The sequence below is a fragment of the Sediminibacillus terrae genome (genome assembly GCF_009602435.1).
GTDB lineage: Bacteria > Bacillota > Bacilli > Bacillales > Amphibacillaceae > Sediminibacillus > Sediminibacillus terrae.
Genome location: NZ_VZDQ01000023.1, coordinates 323,587 through 342,656, shown reverse-complemented (window position 1 = coordinate 342,656; position 19,070 = coordinate 323,587). Strand labels below are relative to the sequence as shown.

General features: G+C 45.5%; 16 protein-coding genes. All 16 read right to left on the bottom strand.

Features of this window, described 5'->3' with window-relative positions; all coding sequences use genetic code 11:
* Position 1: 1 nt before the first annotated feature.
* A complete protein-coding gene (locus tag F6X55_RS10655; RefSeq protein WP_026571008.1) occupies positions 2 to 847 on the bottom strand; it encodes a MurR/RpiR family transcriptional regulator in 846 nt (281 codons plus the stop codon).
* A gap of 683 nt (positions 848 to 1,530) precedes the next feature.
* Positions 1,531 to 2,523, bottom strand: a complete 993-nt coding sequence (locus tag F6X55_RS10650) for a Gfo/Idh/MocA family protein (protein WP_237648640.1) — start codon at positions 2,521 to 2,523, stop codon at positions 1,531 to 1,533.
* A 56-nt stretch (positions 2,524 to 2,579) separates the two neighbouring features.
* Positions 2,580 to 3,350, bottom strand: coding sequence for a carbohydrate ABC transporter permease (locus tag F6X55_RS10645; protein WP_371069791.1), 771 nt, complete (start codon positions 3,348 to 3,350; stop codon positions 2,580 to 2,582).
* Between the two features lie 50 nt (positions 3,351 to 3,400).
* Positions 3,401 to 4,399, bottom strand: a complete 999-nt coding sequence (locus tag F6X55_RS10640) for a carbohydrate ABC transporter permease (RefSeq protein WP_153463141.1) — start codon at positions 4,397 to 4,399, stop codon at positions 3,401 to 3,403.
* Between the two features lie 168 nt (positions 4,400 to 4,567).
* A complete protein-coding gene (locus tag F6X55_RS10635) occupies positions 4,568 to 5,860 on the bottom strand; it encodes an ABC transporter substrate-binding protein (RefSeq protein WP_035427076.1) in 1,293 nt (430 codons plus the stop codon).
* Positions 5,861 to 6,009: 149 nt separating this feature from the next.
* Positions 6,010 to 7,437, bottom strand: a complete 1,428-nt coding sequence (locus F6X55_RS10630; protein WP_153463139.1) for a response regulator — start codon at positions 7,435 to 7,437, stop codon at positions 6,010 to 6,012.
* Entirely contained in the window at positions 7,412 to 8,893 is a 1,482-nt protein-coding gene (locus F6X55_RS10625; RefSeq protein ID WP_026571014.1) for a sensor histidine kinase, read from the bottom strand. The genes F6X55_RS10630 and F6X55_RS10625 overlap by 26 nt, the downstream gene beginning before the upstream one ends.
* Positions 8,890 to 9,888, bottom strand: a complete 999-nt coding sequence (locus F6X55_RS10620) for a sugar-binding protein (RefSeq protein ID WP_026772238.1) — start codon at positions 9,886 to 9,888, stop codon at positions 8,890 to 8,892. Before F6X55_RS10620 ends, F6X55_RS10625 begins: the two co-directional genes overlap by 4 nt.
* 352 nt (positions 9,889 to 10,240) lie before the next feature.
* Entirely contained in the window at positions 10,241 to 11,119 is an 879-nt protein-coding gene (locus tag F6X55_RS10615) for an aldo/keto reductase (RefSeq protein WP_153463137.1), read from the bottom strand.
* A 102-nt stretch (positions 11,120 to 11,221) separates the two neighbouring features.
* Positions 11,222 to 12,013, bottom strand: a complete 792-nt coding sequence (locus F6X55_RS10610) for an SDR family oxidoreductase (protein WP_153463135.1) — start codon at positions 12,011 to 12,013, stop codon at positions 11,222 to 11,224.
* A gap of 685 nt (positions 12,014 to 12,698) precedes the next feature.
* Positions 12,699 to 13,229 (bottom strand): chromate transporter, encoded by a 531-nt coding sequence (locus F6X55_RS10605; protein ID WP_026772236.1) that lies wholly within the window; start codon positions 13,227 to 13,229, stop codon positions 12,699 to 12,701.
* The gene (locus F6X55_RS10600) at positions 13,230 to 13,817 is read right to left on the bottom strand and encodes a chromate transporter (RefSeq protein WP_037329382.1); all 588 of its coding nucleotides are present in this window, start codon (positions 13,815 to 13,817) and stop codon (positions 13,230 to 13,232) included.
* A 33-nt stretch (positions 13,818 to 13,850) separates the two neighbouring features.
* On the bottom strand, positions 13,851 to 15,464 hold the full coding sequence (locus F6X55_RS10595) for a gamma-glutamyltransferase family protein (RefSeq protein WP_153463133.1): 1,614 nt from the start codon (positions 15,462 to 15,464) through the stop codon (positions 13,851 to 13,853).
* Positions 15,465 to 15,579: 115 nt separating this feature from the next.
* Complete coding sequence (locus F6X55_RS10590; RefSeq protein ID WP_153463131.1) at positions 15,580 to 16,557, bottom strand: ABC transporter ATP-binding protein; 978 nt, start codon at positions 16,555 to 16,557, stop codon at positions 15,580 to 15,582.
* A complete protein-coding gene (locus F6X55_RS10585) occupies positions 16,526 to 17,521 on the bottom strand; it encodes an ABC transporter ATP-binding protein (RefSeq protein ID WP_153463128.1) in 996 nt (331 codons plus the stop codon). The genes F6X55_RS10590 and F6X55_RS10585 overlap by 32 nt, the downstream gene beginning before the upstream one ends.
* An 8-nt stretch (positions 17,522 to 17,529) precedes the next feature.
* Positions 17,530 to 19,062, bottom strand: coding sequence for a glutathione ABC transporter substrate-binding protein (locus tag F6X55_RS10580; protein ID WP_153463126.1), 1,533 nt, complete (start codon positions 19,060 to 19,062; stop codon positions 17,530 to 17,532).
* Positions 19,063 to 19,070 lie beyond the last annotated feature (8 nt).

Below are 19,070 nucleotides of genomic sequence, written 5' to 3'. Positions count from 1 at the left end.
ATCAAAATCTGCTCTGAATAACATTTCTTGTCTTATCCAGAAAACCTATAGATTCTTGATAGTTTTTAGAAGCTAATCCAGTAAATAATATGTCGACAATATTAAGTTGGGCGATTCTTGAAGCAGTTGCCCCACTTCTAATGCTTTGTTCTAGATTGGAAGCAAATAAATTAACGTTTGATAAGCCTTGCACCTCGTTATTTCCATAACTGGTGATAGAAATAACAGAGGCTTTATTTTGGCGGGCTATTTTTATCGTATCGACGATTTCTTTGGTTTCCCCTGAATAGGAAACAGCAAGAACTACATCTTCTTTGGTGAGGTGAACAGCGGAAGTGAGTTGGGCATGACTGTCAGTCAGTGCTTCACACCATTTGTTGATCCTTTTGCATTTTTGTTCAAAGTCCTGCGCCACGATGGCCGAAGCCCCTACACCAATTACTAAGATTTTTCTTGCGTTTTCCATCAGTGTAACCGCAGCTTCCATGGAATTCTCATTCAGGACAGATAAGGTGTCTTCTATTGATTGGAGATTATTACTTGATACAACTTCGATGATTTCCTTGATGCTTGCAGAAGTAGAGATGTCTTGATATCTCTCTGGCTGTGCCTCTCTTTGATTGACAGATGCCGAAATGCTTAACTTTAATTCCCGAAATCCTTTAAACTGGAGGGACCTGCACATACGGATAATGGTAGCTTCACTAGCTTCGCACTCCTTGGATAATTGAGCGATCGGCATCGCAAGTATCTTGTCAGGATCTTTTAATATGTACTGGGCCACCTTTCTTTCTGAGGGCTTCAAAGTTGTTAATCCTTGCCTTATTCTTTCCAATCCATCATTCATCCGTAATCCTCCATTAACACTCATTGAAATCATGAAGTTTTATTACATTAAATCGTTATTTCTGTGTAGTTAAACTACATTTTAACGGATGATCCATCAGGGGTCAACTTATTTTTACAATTTTCTTAAAATTTGTGCTTTTTATTTCAGAAACCCCCGTTCCGCGACAGGAGTTTCTGAAAAAATCAAAAAAAGACTGTCAAAGTTTGTTGTTGACACCAGTCGGTGGATGCTTATCACGGGCATGGGATCACCCCGGAATCACAGAAGCCCATCTAAAAAGAGAGATTTTCTTGTGGGATGAAGGGGTGCAAAAGGCTGGGCCGTCAATCATCCAGGGATTTAAATCCATAAAAGAAAAGCTCTACGTTACGGTGGTCCCTGAAAAGCCTATTTTCGGAAAAGCAATGAGCTTATAGAGATTTATGACGATCGGAAGGATAAATTTCGTCCTGGCAATGGACGAAAAATGTTTCGAGGTCCGTTTCATCGGTGGAGCCCAAAAAGGCATCAAGCAGAACATATGAAACGAATGTCAAACTAATGGAGGAATAGAGGACAAACCTCTTGAAATCAGACGGAAAGCGGTCTGTATGGAAATTAAAATTCCACACAGACCGCTTTATAAAATTCTGCCTATCATAGAGCTGCAGTTTTCATTGGAAGCTTCGACAGGATGTTTTTCACATCCGCACTGCTTTCCCAGTCGCAATCGACTTATAGCAGGCATCTATTGTTCTGATATTGTTCAGCATTTTTTCTTCTGTATACAGCAAAGCCTTGTCTTCCAAAACAGCCTCGGAAAAATGCTCGACTTGCAGTTTGTACTGATCCCCTTCCACACGCATTTCGACCGTTTCTCCATCCGACTTCGTTACCCGCAACAAACCGGCACCGTCTGAATTTTTGTCGGGACGATAGGCGTTCTGCACCTCGATTTTCCCGGTAGATCCCACTACTTCATAACCGTTTACCGGCAATTGGTCGAAGCTGCAATCGAACACCGCTTCCACCCCGCTCGCAAAGGAAAGGGTACCGGCTACAGTTGTATCGACATGGGCAGTGTTTTGCTTGGCATGAGCATATACTTGAGTCGGTTCTTCCTGCAAAATCTCCCGAATGGAATGGAGGCAATAACAGCCGACATCATATATCGATCCACCGCCCAACTCCTTGTTCAGCCTGATGTTTTGCGGGTCATTCTGCAGCAGGAAGGAAAAGCTGGCCCTTATCAAGGAAATTTCGCCAATCTCTCCTTCCCTGATCAAGTCTCTGACTTTTTCGTGCAATGGGTGAAATTGATACATGAAAGCTTCCATAAACTTGACGCCATGATCTTTACATACTGCCAGCATCTCCTGCAGTTCTGTTTCATTCAAAGCTGCTGGCTTCTCACACAGAACGTGTTTGCCATGTTTGGCCGCTTCAATCACCCACTGCTTATGAAGACTGTTGGGAAGAGGGATATAGACTGCATCAATTTCCGGGTCATCCAATAACTGTCCGTAACTTGTATAAGATTTGTTGATTCCTAGTTCTTCCGCGGCCCGCTTGGCTTTATCCCCTCGGCTGGCAATAGCGGCAGCTTCAGCATTGATCGAGCGCTCAATCGCCGGGATCAACTGCTTCTTTCCAATACTCGCTGTACTGAGTATTCCCCAATTCACTTTCTTCACGTTTATCCGCCTCTCTTTCATTTGCTTCCGGTTCTATCTAGCTGTCTACTACTAGTTTAGCCTTTTACAGATCCGGCAAGCAAGCCGCGGACAAAGTATTTCCCGAGTAAAATATAAACCAGAAGCGTCGGCAGTGCAGCCAGCAACGCGCCAGCCATCTGTACGTTCCATTGGACGATTTGGCTTCCGGACAAGTTCTGCAAAGCCACCATGACTGGCTGGCTGTCCGAGTTGGTAATGGTCACGGCAAACAAAAACTCGTTCCAGATATTGGTGAACTGCCATATCGCCACGACGACAAATCCGGTAATCGACAACGGAATGATGATATGCCGGAAGATCCCAAGGAAATTGGCCCCATCAATTTTCGCCGCTTCCAGCATGGTATCCGGAATATTGGCGTAAAAGTTACGGAACATCAAGGTGGTGATCGGCAATCCATAAACCACGTGGGTCAGAACGAGCCCGGCAATGGAATTGTACATCTCAATATTACGTAAAAACTGTATAAGCGGAATCAGGATGCTTTGATAAGGAATGAACATCCCGAACAAAATGACTGTGAAAATCAGTTCCGATCCTTTGAATTTCCACTTAGACAACACATATCCATTCATTGCACCAAGTAAAGCAGACAATAACGTCGCCGGAATCACCAAGTACACACTGTTCATGAAATTCGGTGCTAGTTCCGAGAATGCATGGGAATAGCTGCTGAAGTCAATCGTGGAAGGCAATGCCCACATATTCGCTAACGACACCTCATCCAATGGCTTCAAGCTGGTGACGAGGATAACGTAAACCGGCGTCAGGAAAAGGACGGCCATCACAATTAAGATGAAATATTTGATTGTTTTCCATACGTTGAATGTAGCCATTATCCATCACTCCTTCTGTTGGCCAGTAAGTAAGGGACGATAAACACCGCTACCATAAGCAGCATGATAATTGCGATTGCCGCACCATTGGCATAGTAATTGCCCCGGAAGGTCGTTTCGAACATATACACACCTGGAACGTCGGTGACAAAGTTTGCACCAGAACCAGTCATCGCATATATCAGATCGAATATTTTCAACGAGATGTGCGCCATGATGATGATGACACTTACCGTGATCGGCATCAGCATCGGTAAAATAACCTTTTTGTAAATCTGAAATTCAGAAGCGCCGTCCATCCTGGCAGCTTCCCGCAATTCGTCCGGAATACCGCGCAAACCTGCAAGGTACATCGCCAGCGAAAATCCGGTCATTTGCCAGACAGCGGCTATCACGACAGCTATAATGGCAACAGGAAGTCCGAATTCGATACTGCCCCATTCAAACCCCGCGAGTATATTCGTATCTGTATACCATTTTGGCTGGATTCCGAACAGTGCCAAAAACTGATTGTAGCCAGTCGATGGATTGAGCAGCCATTGCCATACAACCCCGGTAACAACGAAAGATAAGGCCATCGGAAACAAAAAGATGTTCCGGAAAAGGGACTCCCCCTTCAGTTTCTGGTCGATCAGGATGGATAAACCAAGCCCCATCACAATAACCAGTCCGATAAAAAGAATCGTGAAAAACACTGTGTTTCGCAAATCCGCCTGGAAGCGGTAGTCATTGAATAAATAAATGTAGTTTTTTAATCCTGCAAAAGAAAAATCCGGAACAAGTGTATTCCAGTTACTTACGGAAACCCAGCCGGTCCAGCCAATGAAACCATAGACGAAGATAAGCACCAATATGAATGAGGGGGCCAAAAACCCTAGGGCCACCCACTGGTCACCGGAGATTTTCTTTTTTGGTTTCTTTTCTTTCTGCGCTGCCTGCTGTTGCCGGTGGTTTTCCGGGTATTCCTGTTCCTGTCTGTCAACTGCTTGTTCTGCCATGTCATCAACCTCCTGTCAGAGGATAGAGTCTCAATCAGGAAAGAGGCTGACCCGTCACGACGGAGCCGTACTCTTCACCGCCAGGCCTGCTGGCAATGGAGAGAAGCTTGAACCATTGTTTCGGAGTCAGCCGCTTTTTGATTAATGTTGCATTACCCTTTTTAATTCTTACAATTCAGATGCCGCGTTTTTCAGCGTATTGATCAAGTTATCGACGTCAAGTTGTGTGACGAAGATATTCACCGCCTGATTCGCTTTGGTCACGAAGCCTTCTGCAGCTGCGGAACCATGCGCCAGGCTCGGCGTCAAGTTGGATTCATTAAAGTCTTTCATGGCATCCTTGCCGTATTCGTCATATTTTGATTCGTCCGCATCAACACGTGCCGGAATGGAGCCTTTCAGCGGATTGAACGCATCCTGGCCTTCGACAGACCCAAGAACGCTCAAGAATTCTTTCACTTCATCCGGATTTTCCACACCCTTAGGCAAGCCGAAAGTGTCCGTGATTACCATGAAGTCGCCGTCTGTTTCCGGGAATGCAAAGTAACCGAAGTCTTTGTTGGTTTCCAAATCAAGATCGTTAGAGAAATATCCTTTGGCCCAGTCTCCCATGTTGATCATTGCAGCTTCGCCGTCACCGACCAACTGTGCTGCATCCTGCCAGTTACGGGATGCGTGGTCTTCGTTTACATAGCCAAGAACCGTCTTGAATTTCTCAGCTGCTGCCACGACACGATCATCATCGAATGCAATGTCGCCCGCCCACAGGCTCTTGTAATCATCAGGTCCAAGCTCTCCAAGAAGGATGTTTTCAAAAATCTGTGTAGCTGTCCAAGCCTCTTTGTCACCGAGAGCAAGCGGAGTCACACCCGCATCCTGCAATTTGTCGGCTACAGCAATGAATTCGTCGTAAGTAGTAGGTACTTCCAATCCGTTATCTTCGAATACTTGCTTATTGTAGAAAATCACATTGCCGCGATGGATATTGACAGGGACAGAGTAAATATTGCCGTCCTTGCTCACCATGTCGATCAAGTCTTGAGGAAATTTATCCATCCAGCCTTGTTCCTCATAGAAATCATTCAAAGGTTCCATTTTATCGGCTGCCACCCAGCCTTCATTCAGCTCAGCTCCACCGTGAACCTGGAAAGTGGATGGTGGATCGTCCCCTTGCATCCGTGTAGCCAGAACCGCTTTTGCGTTTGTTCCCGCTCCACCGGCAACAGCTGCATTGTCCACGGTAATGTCAGGATGCTCTTGTTCAAACAGGTCGATCAGCGCCAACAGTCCGTCTTCTTCACCGGCTCCTGTCCACCAGCTAAAGATTTCCACTGTTCCTTCTCCGCCACCGCCTGATTCAGCTGATTCTCCAGAATCGCCGCCATCTGAAGCGTCGGCATCCTCTCCTCCATCAGAAGATGAATCAGAACTACAAGCTGCAATTACAAGTGCCATAACCATTAATAAAAGAATTCCAAACAGCTTTTTCACTTCTAAATCCCCCTTTTCTTCGACTCGTAAAGCGTTTTCAGTTAACGCTTACATTATCATTATAAAGAGGACTCCCGCAAAAAAGGGAGCCAATTTTCTGTAATTTTTTATGATTTTCTTCACTTTTTTAAGATTTCTTTCTGATACTGCTTCGGTGACAGCGAAAAATACTTTTTAAACACCCTGCTGAAGTAGTTTGGGTCCTTGTAACCAATCATGAAACATATCTCCTTCAAAGTGTATTGCTGCGAGCGCAAGAACTCTTTTGCTTTTTTCAACCGGACGTGGGTCAAATAATCGATGAATGTTTCTCCAGTCGAGACTTTGAATAAATTCGAAAAATAATTAGCGCTTAATTCAGCATGCTCCGCGACATCCTCCAGACTGATCGGTTCATGAAAATGGTCATGGATATATTTTTTCGCCCGTTCCATTTTGTCCTGCGACTGATAGTGATGCTGGACATTCAAGCTGGCGAGTTTCAAGTAGTCGGTCCATCCTTGATAATCACCCTCCGGAGGAAGTCTGGTATCTGGAGGCTGGATGCCTCGTTGCTGCAATTCCTGTTTCACATGAAAGTATAACTCATGGAGCATTTCCACGCTGTCTTCTTTCTCCCTCCACCATTCGGAAAAAAAGTGGATGGCATTCGCGTGATTTCCACTAGCCACTTCTAACAAAATATCCTCCAGGAAATTGTTGCTTCGCCCCTGTTCTGCAGGGGGAAATCCAAAATTGCTGTTGCCGATTTGCTCAAGGTGTTTGACAGCCTGCATTGCCTGATGATAAGCGTTAGGCAACTCCTCCAATTTAGCAGTCGGGTATCCTGCCCCTATGAAAGCCTGGGGACCCAGCTGCATTTGCAACTTCCGCGCCAGCTTCAATACGGCTGCCTTATCCTTCCCCGTCCTCGAAAGCACGACAATGATCAGCTGGTCATCTTCCATCCGGTAAATATAGTCATCCTCTCCAAAATAGTCGGTCCAAGCTTCTGCATCTTTTTCTTCTAGCTGCGGATATTTTAGGGCAAGGAAATAGGCGGACTGCAACCCCGGAAACAAGTTTTCCTGCAGTTCGAACGTATCGGTGCCCACTTCATATTTCATCAGCTTTGTCAAAAACAACTCTCTGGCAATCAAACTCGAATGTCGATGCTCCTCCATCCTTGCCGCATCTTCCATCACTTCTTTTTTCACTCGGAGGACCGCCCGTATCGTTTCCTCTTTTTTACTCGGCTTCAAAATATATTCCTTCACTCCCATTTTCATCGCCTGCTTGGCATAATCGAATGAATCATAGGCAGATACTAAGATGAATTTGATATTGGGATCCCTTTGATGGATGGATTCTATCGCTTCCAGTCCGTTGATACCCGGCATTTTTATATCCATCAGAATTATCTGAGGCGCTAAATTTTCTGCCATCTCAATCGCTATCCTGCCGTTTGCAGCCTCTCCCACTACCGTCAAGTCAGAAAAGTTATCTTCGAGGAATTTGCGCATCGCCTTCCGTTCCAGCAGCTCATCTTCCGCTATTAGTACTCTCATTGTTTCCTCCCTCCTGATCACCGGTTTCCGGCAGGGTGAACTGCTTTGGCAGTAACAGTTGGATTTGTGTCCCTTTGCCTGGCTGTGACTCTATTTCGATAACATGCTCGGTTCGATAAAATAACTGCAGCCTGCGAATCACATTGCTTACTCCCAATCCGGTGGAATGTCCGATATGGTCTTCCGCCTTATCCCTGGTGACATTAAGAATGCTGGCAACTTTTTCCCCGGTCATCCCCTTGCCGTTGTCGCTGATTTCTACAATGACTGCTCTTTCCTCCTTATAGACGAACAGCTTGATTTCGCCGCCTTCCTCCTGTTCCTCCACCCCGTGGATAAAAGCATTTTCGACCAGCGGCTGCAAGGTCAGACGCGGAATCGGAAAGTCGAGGCAAGTTTCATCTACTTCTACTGCAAACCGGATTCTTTCCGTAAACCGTGTTTTCTGAATCGTCAAATATTCTTTCACAGCCCGCACTTCTTCCCGAAGCGTCACAAATTTTTCGATATCCCCTAGACTGTAGCGAAGCAGTGCGGCTGTCGAATCGATTAAATTGGAAGTCGATTTGGCTTCCTCCAAGTATGCCATTTTGGAAATGGTATTCAAGGTGTTGAACAAGAAGTGAGGATTGACTTGGTTTTGTAGATGTTTCAATTCCAGTTCCTTCATCAATCGTTCCTGTTCGGATTGATCTTTAATTTCTTTGATCAGTTCCCGAATGTTGGCCCGCATCTGGTTGAAGGAACTGCCAAGCAATTTCAATTCATCATTCGAACGCACATCGACCGGTTCTCCATCAAAATCGCCGCGGGACACCTCCCGGGCTGCCCTTGTCAACGTTTGAATCGGCTTGTTGATACCATTGGAAAACCAAATGGCAAAAAAGACAGCAAGCATGACTGTTGTCGTGAATACAAAGAAGGTAAACCAGCGAAATGCTTCATTACGGTCTTGTAAGTCCTGATAGAGTGTTTGGTACTCGGTCAATTCCAAGTCGATCAAATGCAGGGTGGTTTCCTGAATATAAGAAGCAGTACTTTCGGTTTCTTTCAAATGGGCTGTGTACCTTTCGATGTCATCGCGAAGGACAAAGCCGGTGGTGATTTCACTTTCATAGATGATGTTATCGATCAGGTTGATATAGTTTTTCGTCTGGATTTGTTCCTCACTGCTCAACATATCCTGAAGCTGTTTTTCTTCCTGTTTCATAATACGCCTGGATTGGTAATAGGCGGCTTGATTTTCTTCTGACTGTTCCATCACATATGCCTTGGTATTTTCATATAGCTTGTTGGCGGATTGAGAGATAGAATTCAATAACAAAAATCGCTCAAAGCTGGAATGATATGAATTGGTCAACGTGTTGGAACTGACGTAAATAGAAATCGATACAATATTGAAAAGAATGACAAAAACAAAAAAGTAAAAGATCAATTTCGATCGGATCGATTTCATGAGCCCTCACCCTTCCGGATGATTTCCCCATTGTTGATATCTTTTGCCCGGATGATTCCGGTCCCGGTATATTGCATCGGCTCTATCTTCCTGCCATGCTGCAGGTCGACCATTCGATTGACTGCCTGCTTCCCCATTTCCGTCGGGTATTGCGTGACCGTGGCTGCAATCTTCCCCTGGTCGATCATTTCCAACGTTTGCGGCAAAATGTCGAAGCTCAGCACGTATGGCGTTTGGTCTAGATGGATTTCCTCTATGCCTTGCACGATCCCCAATCCATCCAACGCACTCATTCCGACTAAGGCATTGATTTGGGGATGCTGTTTCAATAAAGAATAAGTAGCTTCGGCTGCACCGATTTCAGTGATGTTGGACTCCAGTACATCGACCAGTTCGATTCTATCTGATTCTGCGATAGCTTCCTTGAATCCCTGCAGGCGTTCTTGCTGGTTCAAAGCATCATACATTCCGATAACAGCGCCGACCTTGATTTCACCTTCAGTATCTTTAATGACAGCCTGTCCGGCCGAAAAACCGGCCTTGTAATTGTCGGTTCCGACATATAACTGCCGCTCACTTTGCGGGACATCGGTATCTACCGTGATGACTTCAATACCCCGTTCGACCGCTTTATGTACGAGCGCCTTGAAACGTTCTCCCGGCATCCCCTGGGTGATGATTCCATCCACTTTCGAGGAAATCATCCTGTCAAAGGTTTGCAGCTTCTCTTCATTATCGCTTTTTCGCGGACCGATATATTCTAAATAAACATTATGCTTGGCCGCTTCTTCTTTTGCTCCATTCTCAATCTGCCGCCAATAGTCATTGCCGACCTCCTCGGTGATGAGGGCAAAATGATAATCATAGAGTTGCTGGGAGGAAATTTGCTTTTCAACATAAAATGTTTCCTTGCCATAGTAAAGCATTAGAAAAAAACTGGTTGAAAATAAAGCAAGCACGATCGTGAACAATATACTTTTCGGCAAATTTTTCATTGTCTTCCCCCTGTCCCAATCGATGTAAGCGGTTAACCAAAAGAACAGAATCGCCTATTGCTGTTTCTTGATTATCTCATTCAGCATAAATTTTTGCCAGTCCCTTCTAGTAGTCTACTAGGCTGATTGTATGGGATTTTTGCTTTTATGCAAAAGATTTAATGATAAACTGTGAACTGTTTTCTCTTGCCGACTAATGCCTCTATGCTAAATGTGCTGGTATCCTTTTTTATAATATAGATTCACGCCAAGTGACCAAAGCAAAAACCGAACGCTGATTCGGAATCACCCCAATCGAACTCGTCCGGTTTTTAACTGAGTTATTTTATTTATGGCTCGACAATTAATTCGTTCATGCGCTATATACTGCTGCCGCACGTTGGAGGAGCCATTTATCCACTTCTTCTTCCAATACATTCAAGTATTGGTTGAATTCTGCCAGCCCTGCAGTTTCAATAAGGACAGTATTGATTGCTTTGTTGTGAAAGAGAAAATGCAGGGCAAGACGTTGCAACAGCTCCCGATCTCCTTCCAACATATCCAGCAATTCCTGAAACTTGGTATCGTCCGTTGCGTTGCTAGAATTGGCAGCAAGCAGCCCATTTGCCAGACCGTTCCGGATGAACACACCGATTCCTTTTTCATTGGCCAGTTTGATACTACTTTCATTGATCTGGTTGATTAAGTTGTACTCTATCTGGATGGCATCAAACGTGTTTGTCAATATAAATTCCTCACCGAGGAGGTTGTCGAGACAAGCACCCAAAAACGCTACTTTGCCCTCATCCTGAACGGCTCTCATCGCCCGCAGTATTTCTCCTTTTTCGATTAGATGGCCGGGAACAGCTGCATAATCAAAGAACAAGATATCAATCGTTTCCGCAGGAAATTGATCAAGAAGTGTATCGATAGAATCTTTAATCGTCTGGAAGGAAGTAATGTCCTCTTCTCTCAAAGAAAGCGAAGTTAAATCACAGGTCAAACAGACGATAATGTCTTCCTTTTGATAGGGTAAAAGTGTACGGAAGTGTTCGATGAATCCGGCGCTTGTGGCCTCGACGACGTTCATTCCTTTATCAAGCATGGCTTCCACTATGCTGTATTCCGTCTTTTTTGCAGGCACGTTCGCTTCCATTGCTTGCACAGCCTCTGGGATAAACCGGACACCGAAAAAAGTGGGGCTTGCATCCATTTTGGTGATAAACCGTCGCTGCAAAGCTTTTTCCGCCATGTAAAGAAGCCTCCTTCCGACTGCAAAAACATATTATACGTTTCATTTATGTCCTATTTTTCCTATCTTATTACTTCGATACACATCGATCCCTGTCATTGTTCATAGCGCCTTCACCAGGCCACCATCCACAAGCAAGGATTGGCCGGTAATATACGTGTTGGCTCCAGACGCCAAAAACACCACCGTTTTTGCAAACTCCTCCGGTTCTCCCAGGCGGTTTAAAGGGATTTGCTTGTCCGCCTCTGCTTTCACTTGTTCCAAACTAACCCCCTTGCTTTCTGCTGCCTTTTTATTTAATTCTACGATCCTGCCTGTCTCGATTCTTCCCGGACCGACGGTATTGATTAATATATTGTCGGACGCAAGCTCCTGGGACAGGCTTTTGGCGAGTCCGACGATTCCTGGCCGCATCGTGTTGGAAAGAATAAGGTTGTCCAAGCTGGCTTTGATCGAGGAAGAAGCGATATTGACGATTCGTCCACTTTGCTGTTCTTTCATAAAAGGGACCACCTCCCGGATGGTTCGGATAAAACTTAAAAGATTTAGTTCAAAGGCGTGCTGCCAATCCTCATCAGAAAAATCGAGAAAGTTTCCGGATGGAGGACCTCCTGCATTGTTTATCAGAATATCGATAGTGTCAGTCCGTGCAGCTGCCTGTTCGACCATATTCCTTATGTCTGAGGGATTGGTCATGTCACAGACAACATAGGCGACCTTGTCATTGTTTGTTTTCCCTTTGATCTCTTCAACGGTGGCTTGCAGTTCCCGCTCATTCCGGCTGGAAATCAGAACATTTGCCCCTTCATAAGCCAATTGAAGTGCTGTCGCTTTTCCAAGTCCCTTGCTGGAAGCAGTCACGACAGCTGTTTTTCCTGTTAACTGAAGATCCACGCTATCCTCTCCTTATCATCTGGTTTGTTTGTTAGCTTATACCTTTCCCTTTCATTCAGCAATCAAAGTGTTTATCTATAGATAGGGGGAATTGCGAGACCAGCGAAAAATTCCTTTTTATTTAAAGTTGCTGTCAACGTTAGTTGTCGAGCCTACGTATTGCTTGTCGGTGAATGCTTGCCGCGGTAACGGCCTCAGTTAACTTGATCAGGAAGGTCACTTGACAAAGGGGATCCTCGGCTCGCACAGTTCCGGCAGGCGTCGTCACCACCGATTGCTTATCGCGGAATCAACAGAGGTCAACCTGAAAAGAGTGATTTTCTTATATCCAACAATGAATATCACTCTTTTTTCTTGTCCAATGAAAGGAGTACATAAAAGGGAGGGGGGATGATGCTAGACCGTCAATTATCGATGAATGGAAGTCAGTACGAATGGGTTAAGAGTATGAATGGAATAAAAACTCCGCACATCCCCCTTTTCTTAATTCCATCTATCCTAGTACTTCAGGTTTTCAGTGGTCGTCGAATTGCCTGCTGATATTTCATTAACTAGGACATAATCCTAACTTCCCACGTCAATTGAGTGGAAGCTAAATTGACCCCTCCGCCTTTCCAGGGCAGCTGGGTGCATTTCCGGCAATGGGCGGAACAACAACGTTTGTGTTATATCACCAGTTAATTTTCTATCCCATGAAAACAGCTCCATAAGCCAAGGCACCCATAATGACAAAGGCTGGGTGCACTTTCCATTTTTCCAGCAATAAAAAACTGGCCACTATCAGAAAGATTGTTTGCCAAATACCGGCGTCCTGATATGAATTATGAAAAAAGCTGAAAGCCATGATACCGAGCAGGACTGCTATCGTTGGACGAATCAGTGCGGTCATTTTTTTGACACGCGGAGAATCTTTGAACTTATTCAAAATGCTAAGCAGCACAATCATTAAAAGGAGAGAGGGGGCCACCGTGGCAAAGACACCGACTACCGAGCCGAGTATGCCGCCCTGCTGATAACCGATATAGCCAGCCATTTTGGTCGCAATCGGGCCGGGAAGGGCATTCGCCATCGCCAGCATCTCACTGAAGTCGCTGACAGACATCCAATGGTAGCGGTCGACAACCTCGTTTTCCACCAATGGTATCGATGCCGGCCCGCCTCCATACCCGACGATTCCCGGTATAAAAAATGCCAAGAATATTTTCCAGTAAATCATTTACGATTGTCCTTTCTGGTGATTGACAGATTCAGGGTTTTGCTTCTTTTGCTCTTGCTTCATAGGGCCGAAGAGGGCATAAAGCAACAAACCGGCAATCAACAAACCCGGATGCATTCCGGCCCATTCCATCAAAAGCAAGGAGGAAACCGCAAGTGCGGCCGTCACCACCCATCCTAGTCCACCTTTTGCTTTTTTCAAAAAGTCATAAGTGAGCACCGCAAGCATTACGCCGACCACAGGTACTACGGCGGAAGTCATTCCTTGCACCCAGGGGCGGTTGCTCATCGATGCCAAGAAAGTGAGCAAAACAATCATGAAGACGATCGTCGGAAGAATGGTTGCCAATACAGCATTGATCATGCCAATAAGCCCGGAGACCCGATAACCGATGTAACCGGCCATTTTGGTTGCAATCGGCCCCGGCAGGGAATTACCAAGTGCCAGAACACTGGCAAACTCTTCATGATCCATCCACTTATATTTATCGACTACTTCCTTTTGCACCAGCGGAATTGATGCCGGTCCTCCGCCATATCCAAATATGCCAACCCGGAAAAAAGCTAAAAATAGGTGCCATTGTGTCATTTGCTGTCCCTCCGAATTCATTCATGCTGCCAATCAAAATACTGCGATGGAACCATCGGTCCGTGATTCGGTCCCACCATAAAGCGTACCTGTCTCCGGGTCCCGCCAAATCGCCTGTCCACGGCCGAATGCCCCTTTTTCCAACTCAATCTGGATATGGTGACCCTTTCTGGACAATCCCTCGGCAATAGGAGTAGGGAAATGCGGTTCGACAATGATTTTTTTTCCTTCTATCCACTGCCATCGAGGTGCATCCAAAGCAGCCTGAGGGTTCAAGTGAAAATCAACCGTGTTCATAATCACCTGCAGATGCCCTTGCGGCTGCATATAACCGCCCATGACCCCAAAAGGTCCGACTGCCTGTCCATCTTTGGTTAAAAATCCAGGGATGATGGTATGATAGGTTCTTTTTCCACCTGCAAGCGCGTTTTCATGTGCTGAATCCAGCGAGAAATCATGCCCCCTGTTTTGCAGTGCGATTCCCGTTCCCGGAACGACCAGTCCGGAACCAAAGCCCATGTAATTGCTTTGAATGAAAGAAACCATATTTCCTTCCTGATCCGCCGTTGCCAAGTAAACCGTTCCGCCTTTGGGAGGATTTCCCGGTTCAGGAGTCAATGCTTGCTCGCCGATCAAAGCACGACGCTGCTCGGCATATGTTGCTGACAGTAAGTCTTCCACCGGATGAGTCATGTGCTCTTTTTCTGTGATATATTGTTTGCCGTCTTTAAAAGCGAGTTTCATCGCTTCAAGTTGTTTATGATATGTATCGACCGATTCCTTTTCATCAAAAGTATAGCCTGTTAACGTGTTCAAAGCCATCAATGCGATCAATCCCTGTCCGTTAGGTGGTATTTCCCAAACATCGTAGCCACGATATCGAACGGAAATGGGATTGACCCATTCCGGCTTGTATCCTTCCAAATCCGATTTTTCAAGAAAACCTTGTCCGGATTGAGAAAAAGCCGCGATTTTATCTGCCAGCTCCCCCCGATAAAACGATTCTGCATTGGTACTGGCGATAGACCTAAGCGTAGCCGCGTGTCCCGGCGACTTCCATACCTCTCCGATTTCCGGAGGTCTTCCATCAGGGGCGAATGTTTCAAACCAATGCTTGAATTCTTCATCTGTAAGTACTTGTTTGAACTTATTATATGCAGACTTCCAAAACTTCCCCAAAACCGGAGAAATGGGATAACCGTCTGCCGCGTAATCAATTGCCGGCTGCAGTACCTCTGTCAAGGATAACTTACCAAATCGCTCCGAAAGCGCAGCCCAAGCCGCTGGTACCCCCGGTACTGTCACAGGGAGCCAGCCGAACTTCGGCATGCTGGCATAACCTCTTTCTTTCACCTTTTCTATCGAAATTTTCCCGGGGGCAGGACCGCTGCTGTTCAATCCATGTAGTTTGCCTTTTGTCCAGACCAGGGCAAACGCGTCGCCTCCAATACCGTTAGAAGTAGGCTCGACTACCGTCAATGCTGCTGCAGTGGCAATGGCAGCATCGATGGCATTTCCTCCTTTTTTCAGCATTTCCAAACCTGCTTGTGAAGCAAGCGGCTGGGATGTCGCAACCATTCCCCGATTTGCCACGGCTGTCATCCGTTGAGACGGATAAGGATAATTCAAATAGTCGAATGCTTTCATTGAAAAACTCCTTCCCAAATACATAGAAAATTGGCAAACCGCCTGGCGATTCAAGCGGCGGCCTGTTACTAGATGCGTTTAAATATCATTACCATCGAGTACAACCATTGCTCTGTTACACTTCATGACAAGCCACAAAATGGCCCTGCTCTATCTCACGCCATTCCGGTCGTACCTTGGCACATTTTTCCGTTGCCAAAGGACAGCGTGTATGGAACGGGCAGCCTTGTGGATAGTCCGCCGGATTGGGCAGTTCGCCTTTTAGCCTAATCCGCTCCTTTTTCCTTCCAGGTATGGGGCGCGGAATCGCGGATAACAAAGCCCGTGTATAGGGATGGAGCGGATTGCCATATAGTTGATCAGAACTTGCCAATTCTGCTGTTGCACCAAGGTACATGACCATCACCCGGTCACAAACATGACGAACAACACCTAAATCATGGGATATAAACAAATAGGTTAACTGATGCGATTGCTGCAATCTTTTCAACAATTTAATTATTTGTGCTTGCACCGACACATCCAATGCAGATACGGCTTCGTCGCAGACAATAAGGGATGGGTTGAGCGCTATCGCTCTGGCAATTCCAATCCGTTGCCGCTGTCCACCGCTGAATTCATGCGGATATCGCTCATAATATTCTTCTTTCAAGCCAACCTCCACTAGTAATTCCCTTACACGCTGCTGACGTTCTTGTTTAGGCAATTCCGTATGGATAATAAACGCTTCTTCCAAGGCATCCCCTACACGCTGCCTCGGGTTTAGAGAAGCATAAGGATCCTGAAAAATCATTTGCATTTCTTTTTTAAACTTTTTTAACTGACGGTAAGACAAGCCGCCTACTTCTTGACCTCGAAATTTTATTGTCCCTGCCGTCAGTGGTTCAAGTCCTAAAACCGTTCGACCAAATGTGGATTTTCCACAACCAGATTCACCTACAACGCCGAGTGTTTCTCCCTCATAGACATCAATGCTTACATTTTCGACGGCCTGCACATTTCCTGTCGTTCGTTTTAAAATCCCACTTTTTATGGGAAAGTACTTTTTAACATTTTTCACTTCAAGAAGAGGTTGCTGCTTTGTCATGGACATTCACCTCCTGAAGCCAGCACTTGGACTGATGGGTTTCCCTTACATCAAAAATAGGCGACGCCTCTCTTTTACAACGTTCTGTCGCCAATGGGCAACGTGGATGAAAACGACAGCCCTGGATTTTTTCATTCAAGTTGGGCAAAGAACCGGGAATAGATTCCAGTGTATGATATTCATCATCTACATTCGGCACAGAAGCAAGTAAACCCTTCGTATAAGGATGTTGTGGGTTGTTAAAGATCTCTTTCACTTCTCCTATTTCCACTACTTCTCCAGCATACATTACCATTACTCGGTCAGCGATTTCTGCGACAACCCCCATATCATGCGTGACAAAAACGACACCCATATCCATCTTTCTTTTGAGATCATCTATTAAGTCAAGAATTTGTGCTTGAATCGTTACATCCAGTGCAGTGGTCGGTTCATCAGCAATCAGCAGGGAGGGATTACAGGCAAGGGCAATAGCAATCATCACGCGTTGTCGCATTCCGCCGCTTAGTTCATGAGGGAATTGCTTCAGTCTCTTTTTCGGGTCTGGAATTCCGACTTGTTCCAACAATTCTACTGCTTTGTCAGTCGCCTGCCGTTTGGACATATGCTGATGAAGTATAAGCGGTTCCCGCAGCTGATAGCCAATCGTGAACACAGGGTTCAATGCCGTCATTGGTTCTTGAAAAATCATCGACATCTTATTCCCACGAAGCTGCCTTAACTCTTCCTCTTTTTTCCCCGTTAACTCTTCATCTTGAAAAGTGATTGACCCTTCTGCGATTTCTCCATTAGAAGGAAGCAGGCCCATAATCGATAAAGAAGTGATGCTCTTTCCACACCCGGACTCTCCGACAATACACAGGGTCTCCCCTTTTTCGACGGAAAAGGATATCCCACGGACTGCCGAAAGTTTTCCTTCAGCAGTCCTGAACTGGGTAACCAGATTATCGACTTGCAACAATTTGTCCATCTTCCACCCTACTCTCTTGTAACGTTATAAAGCTTCCATTCACCCGTCGGATCTAATTCCAAACCTTTGACACTTTTGTCATACGCTGCTGAAACCACATCATGGTTCATTGGAACCCATACGGCATCTTCCATCGCAATTTTATTTGCTTCCTGCAGTTTTTTCTGTCGGGCTTCCTGGTCCACAAGCGTCCTGGACTCATCTACCAATGCATCAAACTCCTTATTGCTGTATCTCATACGATTGGAAGAGCCAATATTATCGGAATGAAGGTTAGGGTATAGCAGTTCACTCCCATCAGCAGTGCTATTCGTCCAGCCCATAAAGGTCATTTCAAAATTCCCTTCCGAAGTCGTATCAAGGAAAGTTCCCCATTCCATTGACTCGATCTCTGCATCGATACCTACTTCTGTCAATTGAGATTGAACAATTTCAGCCATTTTCATGTAGCTTCCCGAGTTGGAAGCAAGCAGTGTGACTTTTTGGCTAGCAAACCCGTTTTCTTCTATTATTTGCTTTGCTTTTTCAACATCATATGGATATCCAGCATCCTTGGCACTCTCATCATATCCGAATACTTTGGGACCGATGATACTATCGTTTTTCACTCCCAAACCATTCAACTGATCAACATATGCCTGCCGGTCGACCGCGTATGCCACTGCTTTACGGAATTCGGGATTATTGAATGGTTCTTTCTCCATGTTAAAACCTAGATAGTACACAGGCGTACCAGGCTTGGTCTGTACTTCGACGTCACTCATGGATTCTATACGGGATAAATGCTCTGCCGGGATTTTGTCTAGGAATTGAACCTCTCCTGTTTCGAGCATCGAAACGGCAGTTGAGTATTCCGGTACTACTTTCAATGTGACGGTTTCCAAGCTAGGTTCACCTTGCCAGTAATCTTCATTTTTCTTCAAGGTAATGTGATCACCCTCTGCCCACTCTTCGAAGGCAAAAGGGCCAGTGCCGACTGGCTCACTGTTAATATCGCCTTCTTTATCAGCCGTCGGACTTACGATGGAAGCATTGGTATGAGACAAGGCAGCCAATAATGGACCGTACGGTTCCGATGTTTTTATTACTACCGTGTACTCGTCCTTTATTTCGACAGATTCTACTGGAGCCAGTAAGGAAGCACGAGGGGCAGCCCGATTTTCATCCATAAATTGGTCAAAAGTGTATTTGACAGCCTCTGCATTGAAATCTGTTCCATCCTGAAACTTAATGCCCTCCTTCAGTTTGATTTCCCATGTGTTTTCGTCAGGAGTTTCATATGACTCGGCAAGAAGCGGTTCTATTTCCATCGTTTCCGGATCCCGGGTAAACAACGTTTCGTAAACCTGGGCGATAACATTTGAAGAAACAGAATCATTAGTATCGATTGGTGATAAACCGACTGCATCAGATGTGGTCGCGTAAGTCAATTCCTGAGGTACATTGCTGGCACCTGCACTGTCGCTGTCCGAAGAACTACTGCATCCTGCTGCGAAAGCCAAAAGAAAAACTAGCAAATAAAACATGATTTTTTTTCTCATAATATAAT